This is a genomic window from Nocardia sp. NPDC003979, assembly GCF_053605015.1.
In genome coordinates this window covers 146798-161700 of sequence record NZ_JBSGIJ010000002.1, presented here as the reverse complement: position 1 = coordinate 161700, position 14903 = coordinate 146798, and the positions used below count along the sequence as shown (strand labels likewise).

General features: G+C 69.0%; 14 protein-coding genes. 4 read left to right on the top strand and 10 right to left on the bottom strand.

Annotated elements, in window-relative coordinates; genetic code table 11:
• Window positions 1-81: 81 nt before the first annotated feature.
• Complete coding sequence (locus ACWEVR_RS04385; RefSeq protein ID WP_452465799.1) at window positions 82-828, top strand: metallophosphoesterase family protein; 747 nt, start codon at window positions 82-84, stop codon at window positions 826-828.
• Window positions 829-987: 159 nt separating this feature from the next.
• On the opposite strand, the gene ACWEVR_RS04380 is transcribed toward ACWEVR_RS04385, so the two are convergent.
• Window positions 988-1608 (bottom strand): NUDIX hydrolase, encoded by a 621-nt coding sequence (locus ACWEVR_RS04380; RefSeq protein ID WP_452465798.1) that lies wholly within the window; start codon window positions 1606-1608, stop codon window positions 988-990.
• 69 nt (window positions 1609-1677) lie between these two features.
• Complete coding sequence (locus ACWEVR_RS04375; RefSeq protein WP_452465797.1) at window positions 1678-3255, bottom strand: ABC-F family ATP-binding cassette domain-containing protein; 1578 nt, start codon at window positions 3253-3255, stop codon at window positions 1678-1680.
• Between the two features lie 239 nt (window positions 3256-3494).
• Here ACWEVR_RS04375 and ACWEVR_RS04370 point away from each other — a divergent pair, with 239 nt between their 5' ends.
• Together ACWEVR_RS04370 and ACWEVR_RS04365 are read left to right on the top strand one after the other, a co-directional pair.
• Window positions 3495-4601 (top strand): NAD(P)/FAD-dependent oxidoreductase, encoded by a 1107-nt coding sequence (locus tag ACWEVR_RS04370; RefSeq protein ID WP_452465796.1) that lies wholly within the window; start codon window positions 3495-3497, stop codon window positions 4599-4601.
• Window positions 4602-4665: 64 nt separating this feature from the next.
• On the top strand, window positions 4666-5271 hold the full coding sequence (locus ACWEVR_RS04365; protein ID WP_452465795.1) for a GNAT family N-acetyltransferase: 606 nt from the start codon (window positions 4666-4668) through the stop codon (window positions 5269-5271).
• Here the strand turns inward: ACWEVR_RS04365 and ACWEVR_RS04360 are convergent.
• The 6 genes from ACWEVR_RS04360 to ACWEVR_RS04335 all read right to left on the bottom strand — a co-directional run bounded on the left by ACWEVR_RS04360 (window position 5261) and on the right by ACWEVR_RS04335 (window position 12541).
• Window positions 5261-5833 (bottom strand): adenine phosphoribosyltransferase, encoded by a 573-nt coding sequence (locus ACWEVR_RS04360; RefSeq protein WP_452465794.1) that lies wholly within the window; start codon window positions 5831-5833, stop codon window positions 5261-5263. The two genes, ACWEVR_RS04365 and ACWEVR_RS04360, sit on opposite strands and share 11 nt — an antisense overlap.
• A gap of 26 nt (window positions 5834-5859) precedes the next feature.
• A complete protein-coding gene (locus ACWEVR_RS04355) occupies window positions 5860-7572 on the bottom strand; it encodes an ABC transporter substrate-binding protein (protein ID WP_452465793.1) in 1713 nt (570 codons plus the stop codon).
• A gap of 22 nt (window positions 7573-7594) precedes the next feature.
• Window positions 7595-8773, bottom strand: coding sequence for a protein translocase subunit SecF (gene secF / locus ACWEVR_RS04350; protein WP_452465792.1), 1179 nt, complete (start codon window positions 8771-8773; stop codon window positions 7595-7597).
• Entirely contained in the window at window positions 8770-10494 is a 1725-nt protein-coding gene (secD, locus tag ACWEVR_RS04345) for a protein translocase subunit SecD (protein ID WP_357394584.1), read from the bottom strand. The genes secF and secD overlap by 4 nt, the downstream gene beginning before the upstream one ends.
• Before the next feature lie 101 nt (window positions 10495-10595).
• A complete protein-coding gene (yajC, locus tag ACWEVR_RS04340; RefSeq protein ID WP_067492961.1) occupies window positions 10596-10940 on the bottom strand; it encodes a preprotein translocase subunit YajC in 345 nt (114 codons plus the stop codon).
• A 110-nt stretch (window positions 10941-11050) separates the two neighbouring features.
• Entirely contained in the window at window positions 11051-12541 is a 1491-nt protein-coding gene (locus ACWEVR_RS04335) for a flavin-containing monooxygenase (RefSeq protein ID WP_452465791.1), read from the bottom strand.
• Window positions 12542-12678: 137 nt separating this feature from the next.
• On the opposite strand from ACWEVR_RS04335, the gene ACWEVR_RS04330 reads away from it, so the two are divergent.
• Complete coding sequence (locus ACWEVR_RS04330) at window positions 12679-13257, top strand: DivIVA domain-containing protein (RefSeq protein ID WP_067492959.1); 579 nt, start codon at window positions 12679-12681, stop codon at window positions 13255-13257.
• Here ACWEVR_RS04330 and ACWEVR_RS04325 read toward each other — a convergent pair.
• Both ACWEVR_RS04325 and ruvB read right to left on the bottom strand, forming a co-directional pair.
• On the bottom strand, window positions 13254-13766 hold the full coding sequence (locus ACWEVR_RS04325) for a GtrA family protein (RefSeq protein WP_166655711.1): 513 nt from the start codon (window positions 13764-13766) through the stop codon (window positions 13254-13256). The genes ACWEVR_RS04330 and ACWEVR_RS04325 overlap by 4 nt on opposite strands.
• Window positions 13767-13817: 51 nt before the next feature.
• Window positions 13818-14903, bottom strand: coding sequence for a Holliday junction branch migration DNA helicase RuvB (ruvB, locus tag ACWEVR_RS04320; protein ID WP_067636163.1), 1086 nt, complete (start codon window positions 14901-14903; stop codon window positions 13818-13820).

The following is a 14903-nucleotide window of genomic DNA, read 5'->3' as shown; positions in this document are numbered from 1 at the left end:
TCCGACCGCCCACCACGCGCCATCCCGCAGGTGATCTACCGAGCTGTTGACACCGGCGATCCGCTGTGGCCATCTCGGTGGGTGGGGAACACAACACCAGTCCGTATCGCCGCCACCGCCGACCTGCACATGCGTCCGGCCGTCGCGGGAAAGTTCCGATCCGACCTCCTCGCGCTGGAGAACGAGGCCGATCTGCTGTTGCTGGCCGGTGACCTCACCGACGGCGGCACCGTGGCCGAGGCCGAGCTGCTCTGCGCCGAGCTCAAGGGACTGGCGATGCCGGTCGTCGCGGTGCTGGGCAATCATGACCACGACGCAGGCGCGGGGGACGTGATCGCGAGCATGCTCACGGGCATCGGAGTGCGGGTGCTCGACGGCGGGGCGACGATCTGCGCTGTGCGCGGGCACCGGATCGGTATCGCCGGGGTGATGGGCGGCTCCGGCGGCTTCCCGGCGTACCCCGGCGACCCGGACTCCGGAAGCGAGGAGCACCGGATGCTGATGCGTCGTGGGGCCGCCGACGCACTCCGGCTCCGGGCGGCACTCGAAGCGCTGGACACACCGACGCGGATCGCCCTCACCCACTTCTCCCCGACCGTCGACACCCTGGCAGGCGAACCGATCTCGATCTATCCCGGCCTCGGCTGTCAGGCGCTGGGCGACGCGATCGACGCCGCGGGCGCCACGCTCGCGCTGCACGGACACGCACACGCGGGCACCGAAGACGGCCGGACCACGGGAAACATTGCGGTGCACAACGTTTCGTATCCGGTGCTGCGCCGCACGTACGCGCTCTACGACTTGGCGACCACTGCCGCTTCCGGCTGAACACACGCATGCGTCGGCGGCGACGGCCGAATCCCACCGAACGCACGTATGCGCTCTGCGACCTGGCGGCCACTGCCCTCCGGGACTGAACGCACGTATGCGCCCGGCGAAGATCGATCTTCCGGCTGAATGCACGCGTGCTCGGCGCCGTGGCGCGGATCAGTCGTCGAAGGCCCAGACGACGGCGGGGCGACCGGTGGCCCGGACTCGGCGGCGTTCGCCGGTGCGGCGCAGGCCGGGGATGGTGGCGAGGGTGCGGTTGAGGTTGGCGGGGTCGGGGCGGGTGCCGTGCAGGGCGGTGGTGAGGTCGACCGCGCGGGTGGCGGGGAACTCGGCGCCTGCCAGAGCGCGGGTGAAGGTGGGGTCTTTCCAGAGGAGGGCGGCCAGGGCCGGCCGGGTGGTCTCGATGATGTGGTTGTGGTCGAAGGCCAGCGGGGGCACCTCGTCGAAACCGACCCATTCGGCGGGGCCCTCGTGTTCGGCGACGACCGCCCACATGGCGATCGCGAGGGTGGGGCCACGGGGGTCGCGGTGTGGTTCGTCGAAGGTGCGCAGCTGGCCGACCGCGACGATCGCGGTGTCGGGCACGCCGAGTTTGCCAAGGACCGCGCGACGGGCGGCCTCGACCAGCCGCTCGCCCCGCCCCAGCAGGACGCCCGGCAGGGCCAGCTGCCCGGTGAAGGGTTCGAATTCGCGGGCCGCGATGCCCACGCGCACGCCGGTGTCGCCCTCCCAGCATCGCAACGTCACCACGTCGATCGACACAACGGACTGCTCCACGTCACCCCATCTGTTCGTCGTCCCCGGGCGAACGCCGCGGGTATCGGTCGTCCCCGATCATGCCTCGGCCTACTCGACCAGCCCGTCGGGGGTGAGTTCGAGCCTCCGGGTGACGCCGATGTCGTCCAGGAACCGCTGATCGTGGCTCACCACGAGCAGCGCACCTTCGAAGCTTGCCAGGGCCTGGGTGAGATGCGCCAGGCTCGGCAGGTCCAGATTGTTGGTCGGTTCGTCGAGCATCAGCAGTTTGGGCGCGGGTTCGGCGAGCAGCAGCGTCGCCAGCGCGGCCCGCAGTCGTTCCCCGCCCGACAGCGCCGACGCCGGGATGTCGGCGTCGGCACCGCGGAACAGGAAGCGCGCCAGCTGTCCCCGGATCTGCTCGGCCGAAGCGTGCGGTGCGGCATCGGCCACGTTCTCGAACACCGTTCGCGCGTCGTCGAACACGTCGAGCCGCTGGGGCAGCAATCGCCACGCCACCTTCGGGCCCTCCGCGACGATCCGCCGCAGCAGGGTGGTCTTGCCCGCGCCGTTGCGTCCGGTGAGCGCGATCCGTTCCGGTCCGCTCACCCGCAGATCGACGACGGGACCGTTGGCCAGGCGCACCTGGTCGAGGGCGATCACGTCCTGCCCCGGGTACAGCCGGGTGCCGGGCAGTTCGATCCGGATCTCCCGGTCGGCGCGCACCGACTCCTCGGCCTGGTCGAGGGTTTCGCGAGCGGTGTCGAGTTTGTCGATGTGGGAGTTGCGCAGCTTGCCCGCCGACACCTCGGCGCTGCGTTTGCGGTTGCCCATCACGATCTTCGGCTCGCGCTTGGTGTCGAACATCTTCTGCCCGTAGCGCTTTCGGCGGTCGAGTTTGATCCTGGCCGCTTCCAGTTCACGTGCCTGTTTGCGGACGTCGCTGCGCGCGTCGCGCACGGCGGCGAGCGCGGCCTGCTGTTCGGCCTCGACGACGCGTTCGTAGTCGGTGAAGTTGCCGCCGAACGACCGGATTTCACCCGCCCGCAGTTCGGCGATACCGTCCATCCGGTCGAGCAGTTCGCGGTCGTGGCTGACCACGATCACCGTGCCGGTGAACTGGCGGATGACCGTGTAGAGCCGTGCCCGCGCGACCGAGTCGAGGTTGTTGGTCGGTTCGTCGAGCAGCAGCACATCCGGTTCGCGCAGCAGTTCGGCGACCAGTCCGAGCAGCACCGTCTCCCCGCCGGAGAGGGTGTCGAGGGTGCGGTCGAGGTCGGCGACGGATCCGGCCACGTAGTCGAGGCCGAGTTTGCCGAGCAGCGCGATGGCCTCGTCCTCCACCTGCCACTGGTTGCCGACGGTGTCGAAGTCGGCGGCATCGGCCGTGCCGTGCTCGATGCGGTGCAGTGCCGCCCGCAGCGTGTCGATCCCGAGCACGGCATCGACGCGCTGACCGGTGCGCATGCCGAGATCCTGACGCAGATACCCGAGATCACCCGGCACGGTGATCGATCCGCGCATGGGGCGCAGTTCACCGGCGATCAGCCGCAGCAACGTGGACTTCCCGGCGCCGTTGGCACCGACCAGACCGATCTGGCCGGGTCCCATGGTGGCATCGAGGCCGTCGAAGACGACGGTGCCGTCGGGCCAGTGGAAAGTGAGATCGGAAAAAGACAGCGTAGACATGCGGACCACCTCGAGGTGCGACGGATACGCGGTGCGCACAGTGCGGACCGCCCGAAAGCGCTACCTCAAGAAATCAACGCATGACTCCGATCGTCGGGAACAAGACCCTTCATTGATAACACCGGTCCCCCGGACCACGCCACCCTATTTTTTCCGCGCGTGAGCCCGCTCACCTGCATACCCTCGCTGCGCGACAGGTCACTATCGTGAAAGACGAACGCGGACAGAGGGGGTCGTGAATGAAGGCCGACGTGGTCGTCCTCGGCGGCGGGTACGCCGGGATCAGCGCCGCCAAGCGCCTGGCCCGTCACCCGGGCGTCCAGGTGACGCTGCTGAATCCGCGCACCGACTTCGTGGAACGCATCCGGTTGCACCAGTACATCGCGGGCACACACCGAGCCCATCGGCCCCTGCGCAGCGTCCTGCCCGACTCCGTACGCATCGTCACCGCCACCGCACAGGTCATCGACGCCCGGCACCACTACGTGCGGACCGATTCCGGCGACGAGATCGGCTACGACCACCTCGTCTACGCCCCGGGCAGCCACACCGACGACACCTGTATCGCGGGTGCGGCCGAGCACGCCGTCTCGCTCGGCACCCGCGCGGAAGCCGACCACGCCCGCCTGCGCCTGGCCGACCTGCCCGCCGGCGCCACGGTGACCGTGATCGGTGGCGGCCTCACCGGCATCGAAACCGCCGCCGAACTCGCCGAAAGCGGTGCTGTGCGGGTGCGATTGGTGACCGGCGAACTGGGCCACAGCCTGTCCGCACGAGGGCGGGTCCGCGCGCGTACCGTCTTGGCGGCACTCGGGGTGACGGTGGTCGACCAGGTGGCCGTCGCGGCGATCGCCCAGGACAAGATCACCCTCGCCGACGGCACGGTCCTCGACACCGACCTCGCGATCACCAGCACCGCCTTCGCGCCCTCGGACCTGGCCCGGGCGAGCGGGCTGGAAGTGGACGCGGCCGGGGCCATGCTCGTCGACGACACCCTGGTCAGCACAACGAGTCCGAACATCGTCGGCGCCGGTGACGCGGTCGCCCTCGGCACGAACCCGTTGCGGATGAGCTGTCAGGCCGCGGTGCCCTGCGGCGTGCACGCCGCCGAGACCGTGCTGCGAGTCCTCGCAGGACGTGAGCCGAAACCCTTGCGCCGCAAGTACATCGGCCAGTCCGTGAGCCTGGGGCGCCGCGACGCGCTCATCCAGTTCTCCGACCTCACCGACCGCCCGCTGCCCGCGGTCCTCACCGGCCGCACGGCCGCTCTGCTGAAGGAACAGGTCTGCCGTGCGACGCTGCGCGGTGGGCAGCTCGGGCCGCTGCGGACGAGCTGGACATGGTGACACCGGACGGGCGATCGACAACCGGCGGGCGAGCAGCGCCCACCGTCAGTGGAAGGTGACAGATGTGTTGACCACAGTGCGCGCGGCCAAACAGGCCGACGTGGGGGCGCTGGCCGAAACCTTGGCCTCGGCGTTCCAGCACGACCCGGTGATGAGCTGGATCCTGCCGGACCCGCAGCGCCGGGCGACCGGTCTGCCCTGGTTCTTCGGTGCGATGGCCAGGCACTACTTCGTTCCGCTCGGCGCCTGCGAACTCGCGACCCGACCCGACGGCACCATCGGCGGTGCGACCCTGTGGGCACCGCCGGGACCATACGGTTCCTTCGGCGCCGACCTGCGGGCCATGCCCGGGCTGTGGCGGGCGTTCGGCCGCCGGATCCTGGCGGGCAAGACGGTCGGCGACCTGCTGAAGAAGCACCATCCGAGCCGACCGCACTGGTACCTGTCGGTGATCGGCACCGCCCCCGACGTGCGGGGCGGCGGCTACGGCGGGGCGCTGCTGCGCTCACGCCTCGACCGCTGCGACGCCGAGGGCACCGCCGCCTACCTCGAATCGAGCAACCCCGACAACATCGCCTACTACGAACGTTTCGGCTTCGTCGTCACCGGCGAACTGCACCTGCCCGACGGGCCGTCGGTGTGGCCGATGTGGCGCGAACCTAGAGCTTGACGATCGAGGTCAGCGGGTAGTCACCCTGATGCTCGCGGCCCTTCAGGAACTCCAGTTCCAGCACGACCGCCGCCGCGACCACCTCGGCACCGACCTCGGTGAACAGGCCCGCCGCCGCGGCGAGGGTGCCGCCGGTGGCGAGGACGTCGTCGAGCAGCAGGATGCGCTTGCCCGCGAGCTCCACCCCGTCGGCGGGGATCTCCAGTGCGGCGCTGCCGTATTCGAGCTGGTATTCGCGCGAGACGACCGGCGGGGGCAGCTTGCCGCCTTTGCGGATGGCCAGCACACCCGTGCCGAGGGTGGCGGCCACTCCGGCGCCGAGCAGGAAGCCGCGCGCGTCCACCCCGGCGACCAGGTCCACGTCGGTGGCGACGGCGGCGAAGCAGTCGATGACCGCGCGGAAGCCCTCGGCATCGGCGAAGACGGGGGTGAGATCGGCGAAACGCACGCCGGGGGTGGGGAAGTCGTCGTGCCAGCGGGTGAGCCGGGCGACCGCGTCGGCGGCCTTACCGGTCCGCATCCCGGCCTGATCGGCGGATTCGACCACCGCGTGCTTACTCATCGCCACCTCTGTCTCACGTCCACGACTCACCGCTGCAACACCCAGCGATCCATATTCCACCCGGTGCCCGCCTGCGTCGGCCCGGGGATCCCGTTCTGCATGCCGTTACCGAACGCGATGGTGCGCGGAGTGGCGAACAACGGGATGCTCGGCAGCTGCGCCCACAGCAGGTTCTCGGCCTCGGTCAGCAGATTCAGCGTCGCGGTCGAATCGGTCTCGCCCGCAAGCTGATCGGTGATGGCATCGTAGCGAGCGTTCCCGAAACCTCCCGCATCGAGCCCGTTACCCGCCCGCAAAGCGGCGAACGCGGCGACACCGGTCGCCGATCCGGCCGGTCCCGGCACCGCCGCCGTGCTGCCGAGCACCGCGTCCACCGCGCCCTCGCCGAGCTTGGCCGGCGTGAAATCCGGTGCGCCCGCGTCGACGACGGTGATGCCGGCCCCACGGCAGGATTCCGCGATCATCGCCACGGTCTTCGCCCGGCGGGCATCGGGGGTCAGGTAGCCGATCCGGATGGTCGGCTGGGCGGTACCCGCCGAGGCGAGTGTCGCTGTGGCACCGGGGATATCGGTGCCACGATAGCGGTCGCCGGACCCGGACACGGCGTCGTAGTACAGCGAATCCTGTTGCACCACCCGCGAATTCAATGTTCCCGAGCCGAGGCCACGTGGGGGTACCTCACCGGCCTTGCCGAGGGTGTCGAACAGGGCCTGGCGCGGGACACACTGGGCGAAAGCACGCCGCGTCTCCACCCGGGCGAACACCCCGCCCGTGCCGAGCACCAACTGTTCGGCGCCGCGGCCGGGGACGGTCTGCTCGTCGAATCCCTCCAGGGCCAGGTCGGTCACCGAGCCCGCGCCGAGGTCGACCACGCCGAGTGCGTTCTCCTCGGCCTTGGCCGCGTAGTCGGTGCCCTTGGGCCACACCACGATGCGGCTGGTCTCGGGTGCCGATCCCCACCACTTCTCGTTGGCGACGAGCACCAAACCGTCGGCCGCGGTGAAGGATTCGATGCGGTACGGACCCGACGACGGGAACCTGGTGAGATCCAGTTCGCCCGGTGCCATGGTCCAGCCCGAGTTCCAGAAGTCGGCGATCCGGCCGATCACCGCACCGTCACCGGACTGCAGCGCGTCGACCACGTTCGGTACACCGACCGCCTGGGCCACCACGTGGGCCGGCATCAGCTCGGCGGCGGTGAACAGTGTGCGCCACGGCAGATAGTGCCTGCCGGGACGGAACACCACGGTGGCGTCCTTGGACCCCGGCTGGCAGTCCACCCGCTCGATGTCGTCGTAGCCGTCGGTGCTCGCGGCGTCGAACATCGGTGCCTGGCCGCGGTCACCGGGCCGGGTGAACCGGCCCGACCGGGCCGACCAGGCGAGCACCAGATCGTCACAGGACGTCGCGACCCCGTCGGAGTACACCCCGTCGGGATGGAGCCGGTACTGCACGGTCTGGGTCTCGCCCGGCACCTCCTTGGCGGTGCCCGCATCGGTATCGGCCACCTGCTGACCATCGGGTCCGGTGTAGAAGAACCCGGTGAGCACGCGCCCGAACACCGCCGCCGCGCCGCTGCTCGCGCCGAGGGTGCTGCCACCGTTGTAGCTGGCGACCGCCGCGTCGACGGCGTAACCGATCGAGGGCACCTGGTTCTTGGTCGAACACCCGGTCACCAGACCGGCGCCGACGCCTGCCGCGGCGAGGACGGTGATCAGCCGAATCGTGCTACGTCGCATGATGAGACCCCTGCTCGTGCCGTCAGTGCCTGCCCTTGTGCCGCTTTCCGCTCGGCCGCGCGCCGGGCCTGGGCGCACCGGCGTCGGTGGGCCGGGGACCGCGCGCCGCGCGGGCTCCCGCCGTCACCGGCACACGCGCGGTGCCGCCACCGGCGCGCTTGTCGAGCACCTTCTTGGTGTGCGCGGCGACCGGGCCCCAGCGTTCCTTGATCGACACCAGCACGGGAACGGCGAGGAAGATCGAGGAGTAGGCGCCGACGATCATGCCGACCAGCTGCACCAGCGCGAGGTCCTTCAGCGTGCCGACACCGAGCATCCACACCGCGATCACCAACATGCCGATGATCGGCAGGATGCCGATGACGGTGGTGCTGATCGAGCGCATCAGGGTCTGGTTGGCGGCCAGGTTGGCCTGTTCGGCGTAGGTGCGCTTGTGCAGGTGCAGGACGCCGCGGGTGTTCTCCTCGACCTTGTCGAAGACGACCACGTTGTCGTAGAGCACGTAACCGAGGATCGTGAGCAGACCGATCACCGCGGCCGGGGTCACCTCGAACCCGACCAGCGAATAGATGCCCGCCGTCACGATGAGGTTGAAGAACAGCGACACGATCGCCGCGATCGACATGTCGCGTTCGAAGCGGATGGCGATGTAGACCATCGTCAGCGCCACGAACACCAGCAGCGCGATCAGCGCCTTCTGGGTGATCTGGCCACCCCAGGTCTCGCTGATCTCGGCGATGCTGATGGCTTCGGGGCCGACGGAGGTCTTGGACTCCTTCTCCAGCATCGCGCGCAGCGCGGTCGTCAGCTGGCCGGTCTGGTCCCCGTCGAGGGTCTCCGAGCGCACCTGGATGGTGGCGGCGGAACCGGAACCGACCTCCTGCACTGTCACCGGGCCGTGGCCGAGGGTCTGTGCGTAGGTGTCCTCCACGTCCTGGGTGCTGACGTTCGCCAGCGCCGGCACCTGGATGCGCGAGCCGCCCTCGAAGTCGATACCGAGGGTGAAACCGCGCACCGCGATGCTCAGGATCGAGATCAGCAGCAGCACCGCCGACATCGTGTAGAAGAACTTGCGCCTGCTGACGATCGGGAAGCCACCGGTGCCGGTGTAGAGCCGCTCGAAGAAGCCGTGCTGCGGCGACGCGGTCGGCTCTGCCTTGTCCAGGTTCAGCGATTCAGTCGTCGGATCGGCATTTCTCATCGTGACATCTCCTTCGGCCGGACCTGGCCCGCGCCACGTTCCCTGGCGATCTGCTGCACCGAACCCAAGCCGTTCACCGACGGTTTCGCCCAGAACGGCGAGCGCGCGGCGAGCATCAGCAGCGGGGCGGTGACCAGGTAGAGCACGATCACGTCGAGCACGGTGGTGACACCGAGGGTGAACGCGAAGCCCTTCACCTGGCCGGCGGCGAGCAGGTACAGCACGACCGAGGCGATCAGGCTGACCGTCTTACCCGAGAGGTTGGTCCGCTGGGCGCGGGCCCAGCCGCGCGGCACGGCCGAACGGAAGCTGCGGCCCTCGCGCATCTCGTCCTTGATGCGTTCGAAGAACACGACGAACGAGTCGGCGGTCAGACCGATACCGATGATCAGACCGGCGATACCGGCCAGGTCGAGGGTGAACCCGATCCAGCGCCCGAGCAGCACGATGATGCCGTACACGGCGAAACCGGCGGCGATCAGCGAGAACCCGGCGAGGAAGCCGAGCATCCGGTACACGAACAGGCAGTACAGCAGCACCGCGAGCAGACCGACCGCACCGGCGAGCAGACCGGCCTTGAGCGCGGCCAGACCGAGCGTGGCCGACACCGTTTCCGCCTCGGAGGTAGTGAACGACAGTGGCAGCGATCCGTACTTGAGGGTGTTGGCCAGCTCGCTCGCGCTGTCGGCGGTGAAGCTGCCCGAGATGGAGGTGCTGCCGCCGAGTTGCGGGCCCTGCTGCACCTGCGGGGCGCTCACGACCTTCGAGTCGAGCACGAACGCGACCCGCTTGTTGACGTACTCGCCGGTGAGCGCGGCCCAGGCGTCCGTTCCGGTGGACCGGAACTCGAGGTTCACCTCGTGGCGAGCCTGCTGGGCGTTGAAGCCGGAGGTGGCGTCGGCGATCTCCTGGCCGTCGATGCGGCTCGGGCCGAGCAGGAACACCTCGGTGCCGTCCTGCGAGCAGGTGACCAGCGGCAGAGCCGGGTCGTCGTTGCCGGCGAGCGGATCGGGCTTGGTGCAGTCCATGCTCATGATCGCGACTTGCTGCATGTTCTGGTCGGTGCTCTGCCGCAGCGCCTTGGCGTCGGCGATCTCCTTGGCCTGCTGCTGGGCGGGCGTGAGATCGGCGGGTGGCGGGGTCGGCGTCGGCGGAGCCTGGGCCGGGAACACCCGCGACTGCGGCGCCGGGGTGGTCGCCTCGGGTGCGGGGGTCGCCGGGTCGCCGGTCGCGGGCGCGTTCGGATCGCCGGTCGCGGGAGCCTGACCCGGTGCGGGCGCGTTCGGGTCGGCGGACGGGGCACCGGGCACCGGCTGCTGCGGTGCGGCGCCACCGGTCTGCGGCTGGGTCGCGCCGAGCACCGGACGGATGTAGAGCTTGGCGGTGGTGGCCAGGGCGCGCGCCTGCTGGCTTTCCTCACCCGGCACCGTGATCACGAGGTTGGTGCCGTCGATGACCACCTCGGAGCCCGAGACGCCGAGACCGTTCACACGGTTCTCGATGATCTCCTGCGCCTTCTGCAGGCTTTCGCGGCTCGGCTCGTTGCCGTCGGGGGTACGCGCGGTCAGCGTGACGCGGGTGCCGCCCTGCAGGTCGATACCGAGCTTGGGCGTGGGCGAATGGTCACCGGTGAAGAACACCAGCGCGTAGATCACGGCCAGCAGCGCGGCGTAGACGCCGAGCAACCGGAACGGATGCGCCGATCCTTGGGAAGGTGGCACAGCAGGTCATCTCCTAGGCGGAAGTCGAGGCCGAATCGATGGGCACAACAGTGCCCGGCCGGGCGCGCTCGTACGTCGCCCGGCGGGGGGAAGGGAACTGCTCAGGAGTCCTTGGTCAGCCGGGTCTCGGTCTGATCGACGGCCTCTTCGACGGGGGCGTCGGTCGCGTCGGCGGTCTCGGCGGCCACCGGCTCCTCGATACGCACCTCGCGGATGGCCTGACGCAGCCAGGTGGTGACGACGTCCTCGGCGATCTCCAGGTCGACGGTCGAATCGTCGATATCGACGACGGTGCCGTACAGGCCCGACGTGGTGACCACCTGGTCACCGACCTTCAGGCTCTCCTGCATGCTCGCGACCTTCTCGGCCTCCCGCTTCTGTTTACGGATACCGAAGAACATCGGCACGAGCAGGGCCAGGATCAGCAGCGGAAACAGGAAGTCCATCGTCGAAGTCAGTCCCTAGTCAGTGGTGGACGGTGCAGGTACGCCTGACAGTCTGCCAGTTCCCCGCCGCGCCGACACACCGGACACCGCCGCGCGCGGCGAAACCCCGGTCACGCACCGCGCCCGTAGGTGTAGTCGTCGAGCGGGAAACCGACCGCCTCGCGGTGCGCCGACAGCGTGCTGGTGGGGCGCAGCAGCGCGGCCTCACCGTGCTGGTTGAAGTAGTAGCTGCGCGCACCGGAGCAGTCGCCGCCGTAGAACACCGACGAATCGAGGTCGGCGGTCACCCGGTCGAGGAAGCGGGCGTTGGCCTCCTCGGTGACCTCGAAGGTGTGTGCCCCGCGTCGGAACAGCTCGGTGAACAGCCTGCCCATGTGCTTCATCTGGGTCTCGATGGTGGTGAAGTACGACAGCCCGCTGTAGGAATAGGGGCTGTTCAGCGAAAGGAAGTTCGGGAACTTCGGCACCGTGATGCCCTCGTAGGCCTGAAAGCGATTGTCACGCCAGAACTTTCCGAGATTTCGCCCGTCGCGCCCGATCACCTCGATGGCGGGGAAGTTCGCGTCCCACAGGTTGAAGCCGGTCGCCAGGACCAACGTGTCGACAACCGTCTTGTGCCCGTCGGCGGTGACGATGCCGTCGGGTTCGACGTGGTCGATCGACTCGGTTTCCAGGCGCACGTGCGGCTGGTTGAAGGTCATGAAATAGGCATTGGAGAAGGTCGGCCGCTTGCAGCCGAAGTCGTAGTGCGGGGTGAGCTTGGCTCGGGTGTCCGCGTCGCGTACCTGGGCGAACAGGTGTGCCTTGGCCAGCAGGGCGGCGGCGGTGTTGAGCGGTTTGGCCTGCTTGTAGTGCAGCACCCCCACCAGCATGATCGCCTCGAGCAGTGCGGTGTTGGCCAGCCGCGCCGCCTTCTGGGTGAGCGGGACCGCCGCGAACGCACGCTGGACCACGGCGGGAATCGGGCCGTCGATCTTGGGAACCACCCAGATGGGGGTGCGCTGGAAAACCGTCAGTGACGCCACCTTCGCGGCCAGCTCGGGGACCAGTTGCACCGCCGTGGCACCGGTGCCGATCACGGCGGCGCGACGGTCGGTGAGGTCGTAACCGTCGTCCCAGTCGGTGGAGTGGATGATCTTGCCCGCGAAGGACTCGATGCCCGGGAACGGTGGCGTGTAGGGCTGGGACAGGAAGCCGGTGGCGGTGATCAGATAGCGCGCGGTGAGGGGTTCGCCGCCCGCGATGTTCACCACCCATTGCTCGTTGTCGTCGTCCCAGCGCGCGCTCTGCACCTCGGTGCCGAACCGCATCCGCCCGCGCAGCCCGTATTTGTCGGCGACGTGCTCGGCGTATTTCTTCAGCTCGGCACCGGGCGCGAACAACCTGCTCCAGTACGGATTGGGTTCGAACGAATAGGAGTAGGTGACCGAGGCGATGTCCACCGCGAGACCCGGATACCGGTTCACATGCCAGGTACCGCCGAGGTCGTCCTCGCGTTCGAGAACCACGAAATCGCGCAGCCCGAGCCGGTCGAGTTCGATGGCGGCACCCATGCCGCCGAAACCCGCCCCGATGATGACCGCATCCCGCTGAGGCGCCACGTCGAACCTCCACACACCGATGTATGTGTTACAGCATGACACATAATTCCGTGGCCCGCGACCGGCCGCTTCGCCGGTGTACAGTCGCGATGCGCTGCCGTCGAAAACCTCTGGGATAGAAGGGCACTCCTGACACAATGACCGCTGTGACGCCCGACGATGTGAGCCGCACCCACTTCGCCATGCCCACCCTCGGCCATCGTGGCTACCATGCCGACGAGGTCGACGCTTTCCTGGAGAAGGTGTCGGCGACCCTGCACGGACACGGTGGTCTCACCGCCGACGACGTCCGCCATGTCCATTTCGGCGCGCCCCGTTTCGGTGGTCGCGGTTACCAGGCCGACCAGGTCGATGATTTTCTCGACCGGGTCAGGACCGAGCTCGAACACCGGCAGAAGGGCGCCTCCCCCGTGCCCGCGCCCCGCCCCGGGGAGGAGATCGCCGCGATGCTCACCCCCGACGACGTGCACCGCATGCGGTTCAGCCAGTCCGCGGTCGGCCGTCGCGGCTATCACGAGGAGGAGGTCGACGCCTTCCTCGACCTGGTCGCGGCCACCCTGGCTCACAACGGCCCCGGCAGCCTCACCGCCGCAGACGTGCGCGGTGTCCGGTTCACCGACAGCCGTCTCGGCACACGTGGTTACTCCCGCGAAGAGGTCGACGCCTTCGTCGACCTGGTCATCGCCGCACTGGAAAACCTCGAACGGTCACATTAACCCTGGATACTGTGCAGTTCCGCTTCTCTGAGATCGTCCGGGAAGACGTAGCGGCGGAAGGCCCAGAACCGGAACGCCATGGCCAGCAGCACGCCGAGGATCTGGCCGGAGATGAAGTTCGCGACCATCTGCACCATCGGATCAACGTGCGGCACACGCAGATTCAGCACGTACAGCGACAGCGCCTGCGGGATCATGGTGACCACGATGCCCAGCGCGCTGACCGTGAAGAACAGGGCCGCCTCGTGGCTGCGCTGCCTGCCGCCACGGGTGCGGAAGGACCATTCGCGGTTGAGGATGTAGGAGGCGATGGTCGCGATCAACGCGCCGAGCAGACGCGCGGTGAGCGGCTTGTCGCCGAGCACGGTGAGTTTCACCGCGTAGACCACGCCGGTGTCGATGAACCAGGTGACGGCGCCGACCATGGCGAACTTCAGCAGCTCCCGGTGCTGGAGCAACAGGGAGCGTAACGGTTCGGGGACGCGTTGGACCACCGCATGGACTGCCACCCAGCCGACATTAGACGACGTATCGGCGACGCGCCCGTCCGGTGGCCGCCGTTACCGGTCGAACAGGTCGAGGCTCGGTTGTGGTTCGCGCCCACGCACTTCGATGGCGCCGAACACCAGATCCGGTGGTGGCACCAGACCAAGATGCTCCCAGGCGGCGGCCGTGGCGACCCGTCCGCGCGGGGTGCGGGCGACGAGTCCGGCGCGCACCAGGAACGGTTCGCACACCTCTTCCACCGTGGCGGCTTCCTCGCCGACGGCGACCGCCAGCGTGGACACCCCGACCGGTCCGCCGCCGAAACCGCGGACCAGCGCGCCGAGCACGGCCCGGTCGAGCCGGTCGAGGCCGAGTACGTCGACGTCGTAGACCTCGAGCGCGGACTGGGCGATCTCACGGGTGATGAGGCCGTCGGCGCGGACCTCGGCGAAGTCGCGCACCCGGCGCAGCAGCCGGTTGGCGATGCGCGGCGTGCCTCGGGAGCGGCCCGCGACCTCGGCGGCGGCGTCGTGTTCGATGTGGACACCGAGGATGCGGGCCGAGCGCAGCAGGATCTGCAGCAGTTCGTCGGTGTCGTAGAAGTCCATGTGGCCGGTGAAGCCGAACCGGTCGCGCAGCGGGCCGGTGAGCGCGCCCGACCGGGTGGTCGCCCCGACCAGGGTGAACGGTGCGATGTCGAGCGGGATGGAGGTGGCGCCGGGACCTTTGCCGACCACCACGTCGACCCGGAAGTCCTCCATGGCCAGGTACAGCATTTCCTCGGCGGGCCGCGCCATGCGGTGGATCTCGTCGATGAACAGGACATCGCCTTCGACCAGGTTCGACAGCATGGCGGCCAGGTCGCCCGCGCGTTCCAGGGCGGGCCCGGAGGTGATGCGCAGGGCGGTGCCGAGTTCGCCGGCGATGATCATCGCCATGCTGGTCTTGCCGAGTCCGGGCGGGCCGGACAGCAGGACATGGTCCGGGGTGGCGCCGCGTTGCCGGGCGCCGCGCAGGACGAGGGCGAGCTGTTCGCGCACGCGTGGCTGGCCGATGAAGTCGTCGAGCGAGGTGGGGCGCAGGCCGGTCTCGGTGTCGCCGTCGGTGCTGAGATACCGGGCGGCGAGGGCGGATTCGTCGGTGTCGAACTCGTCGTCCAT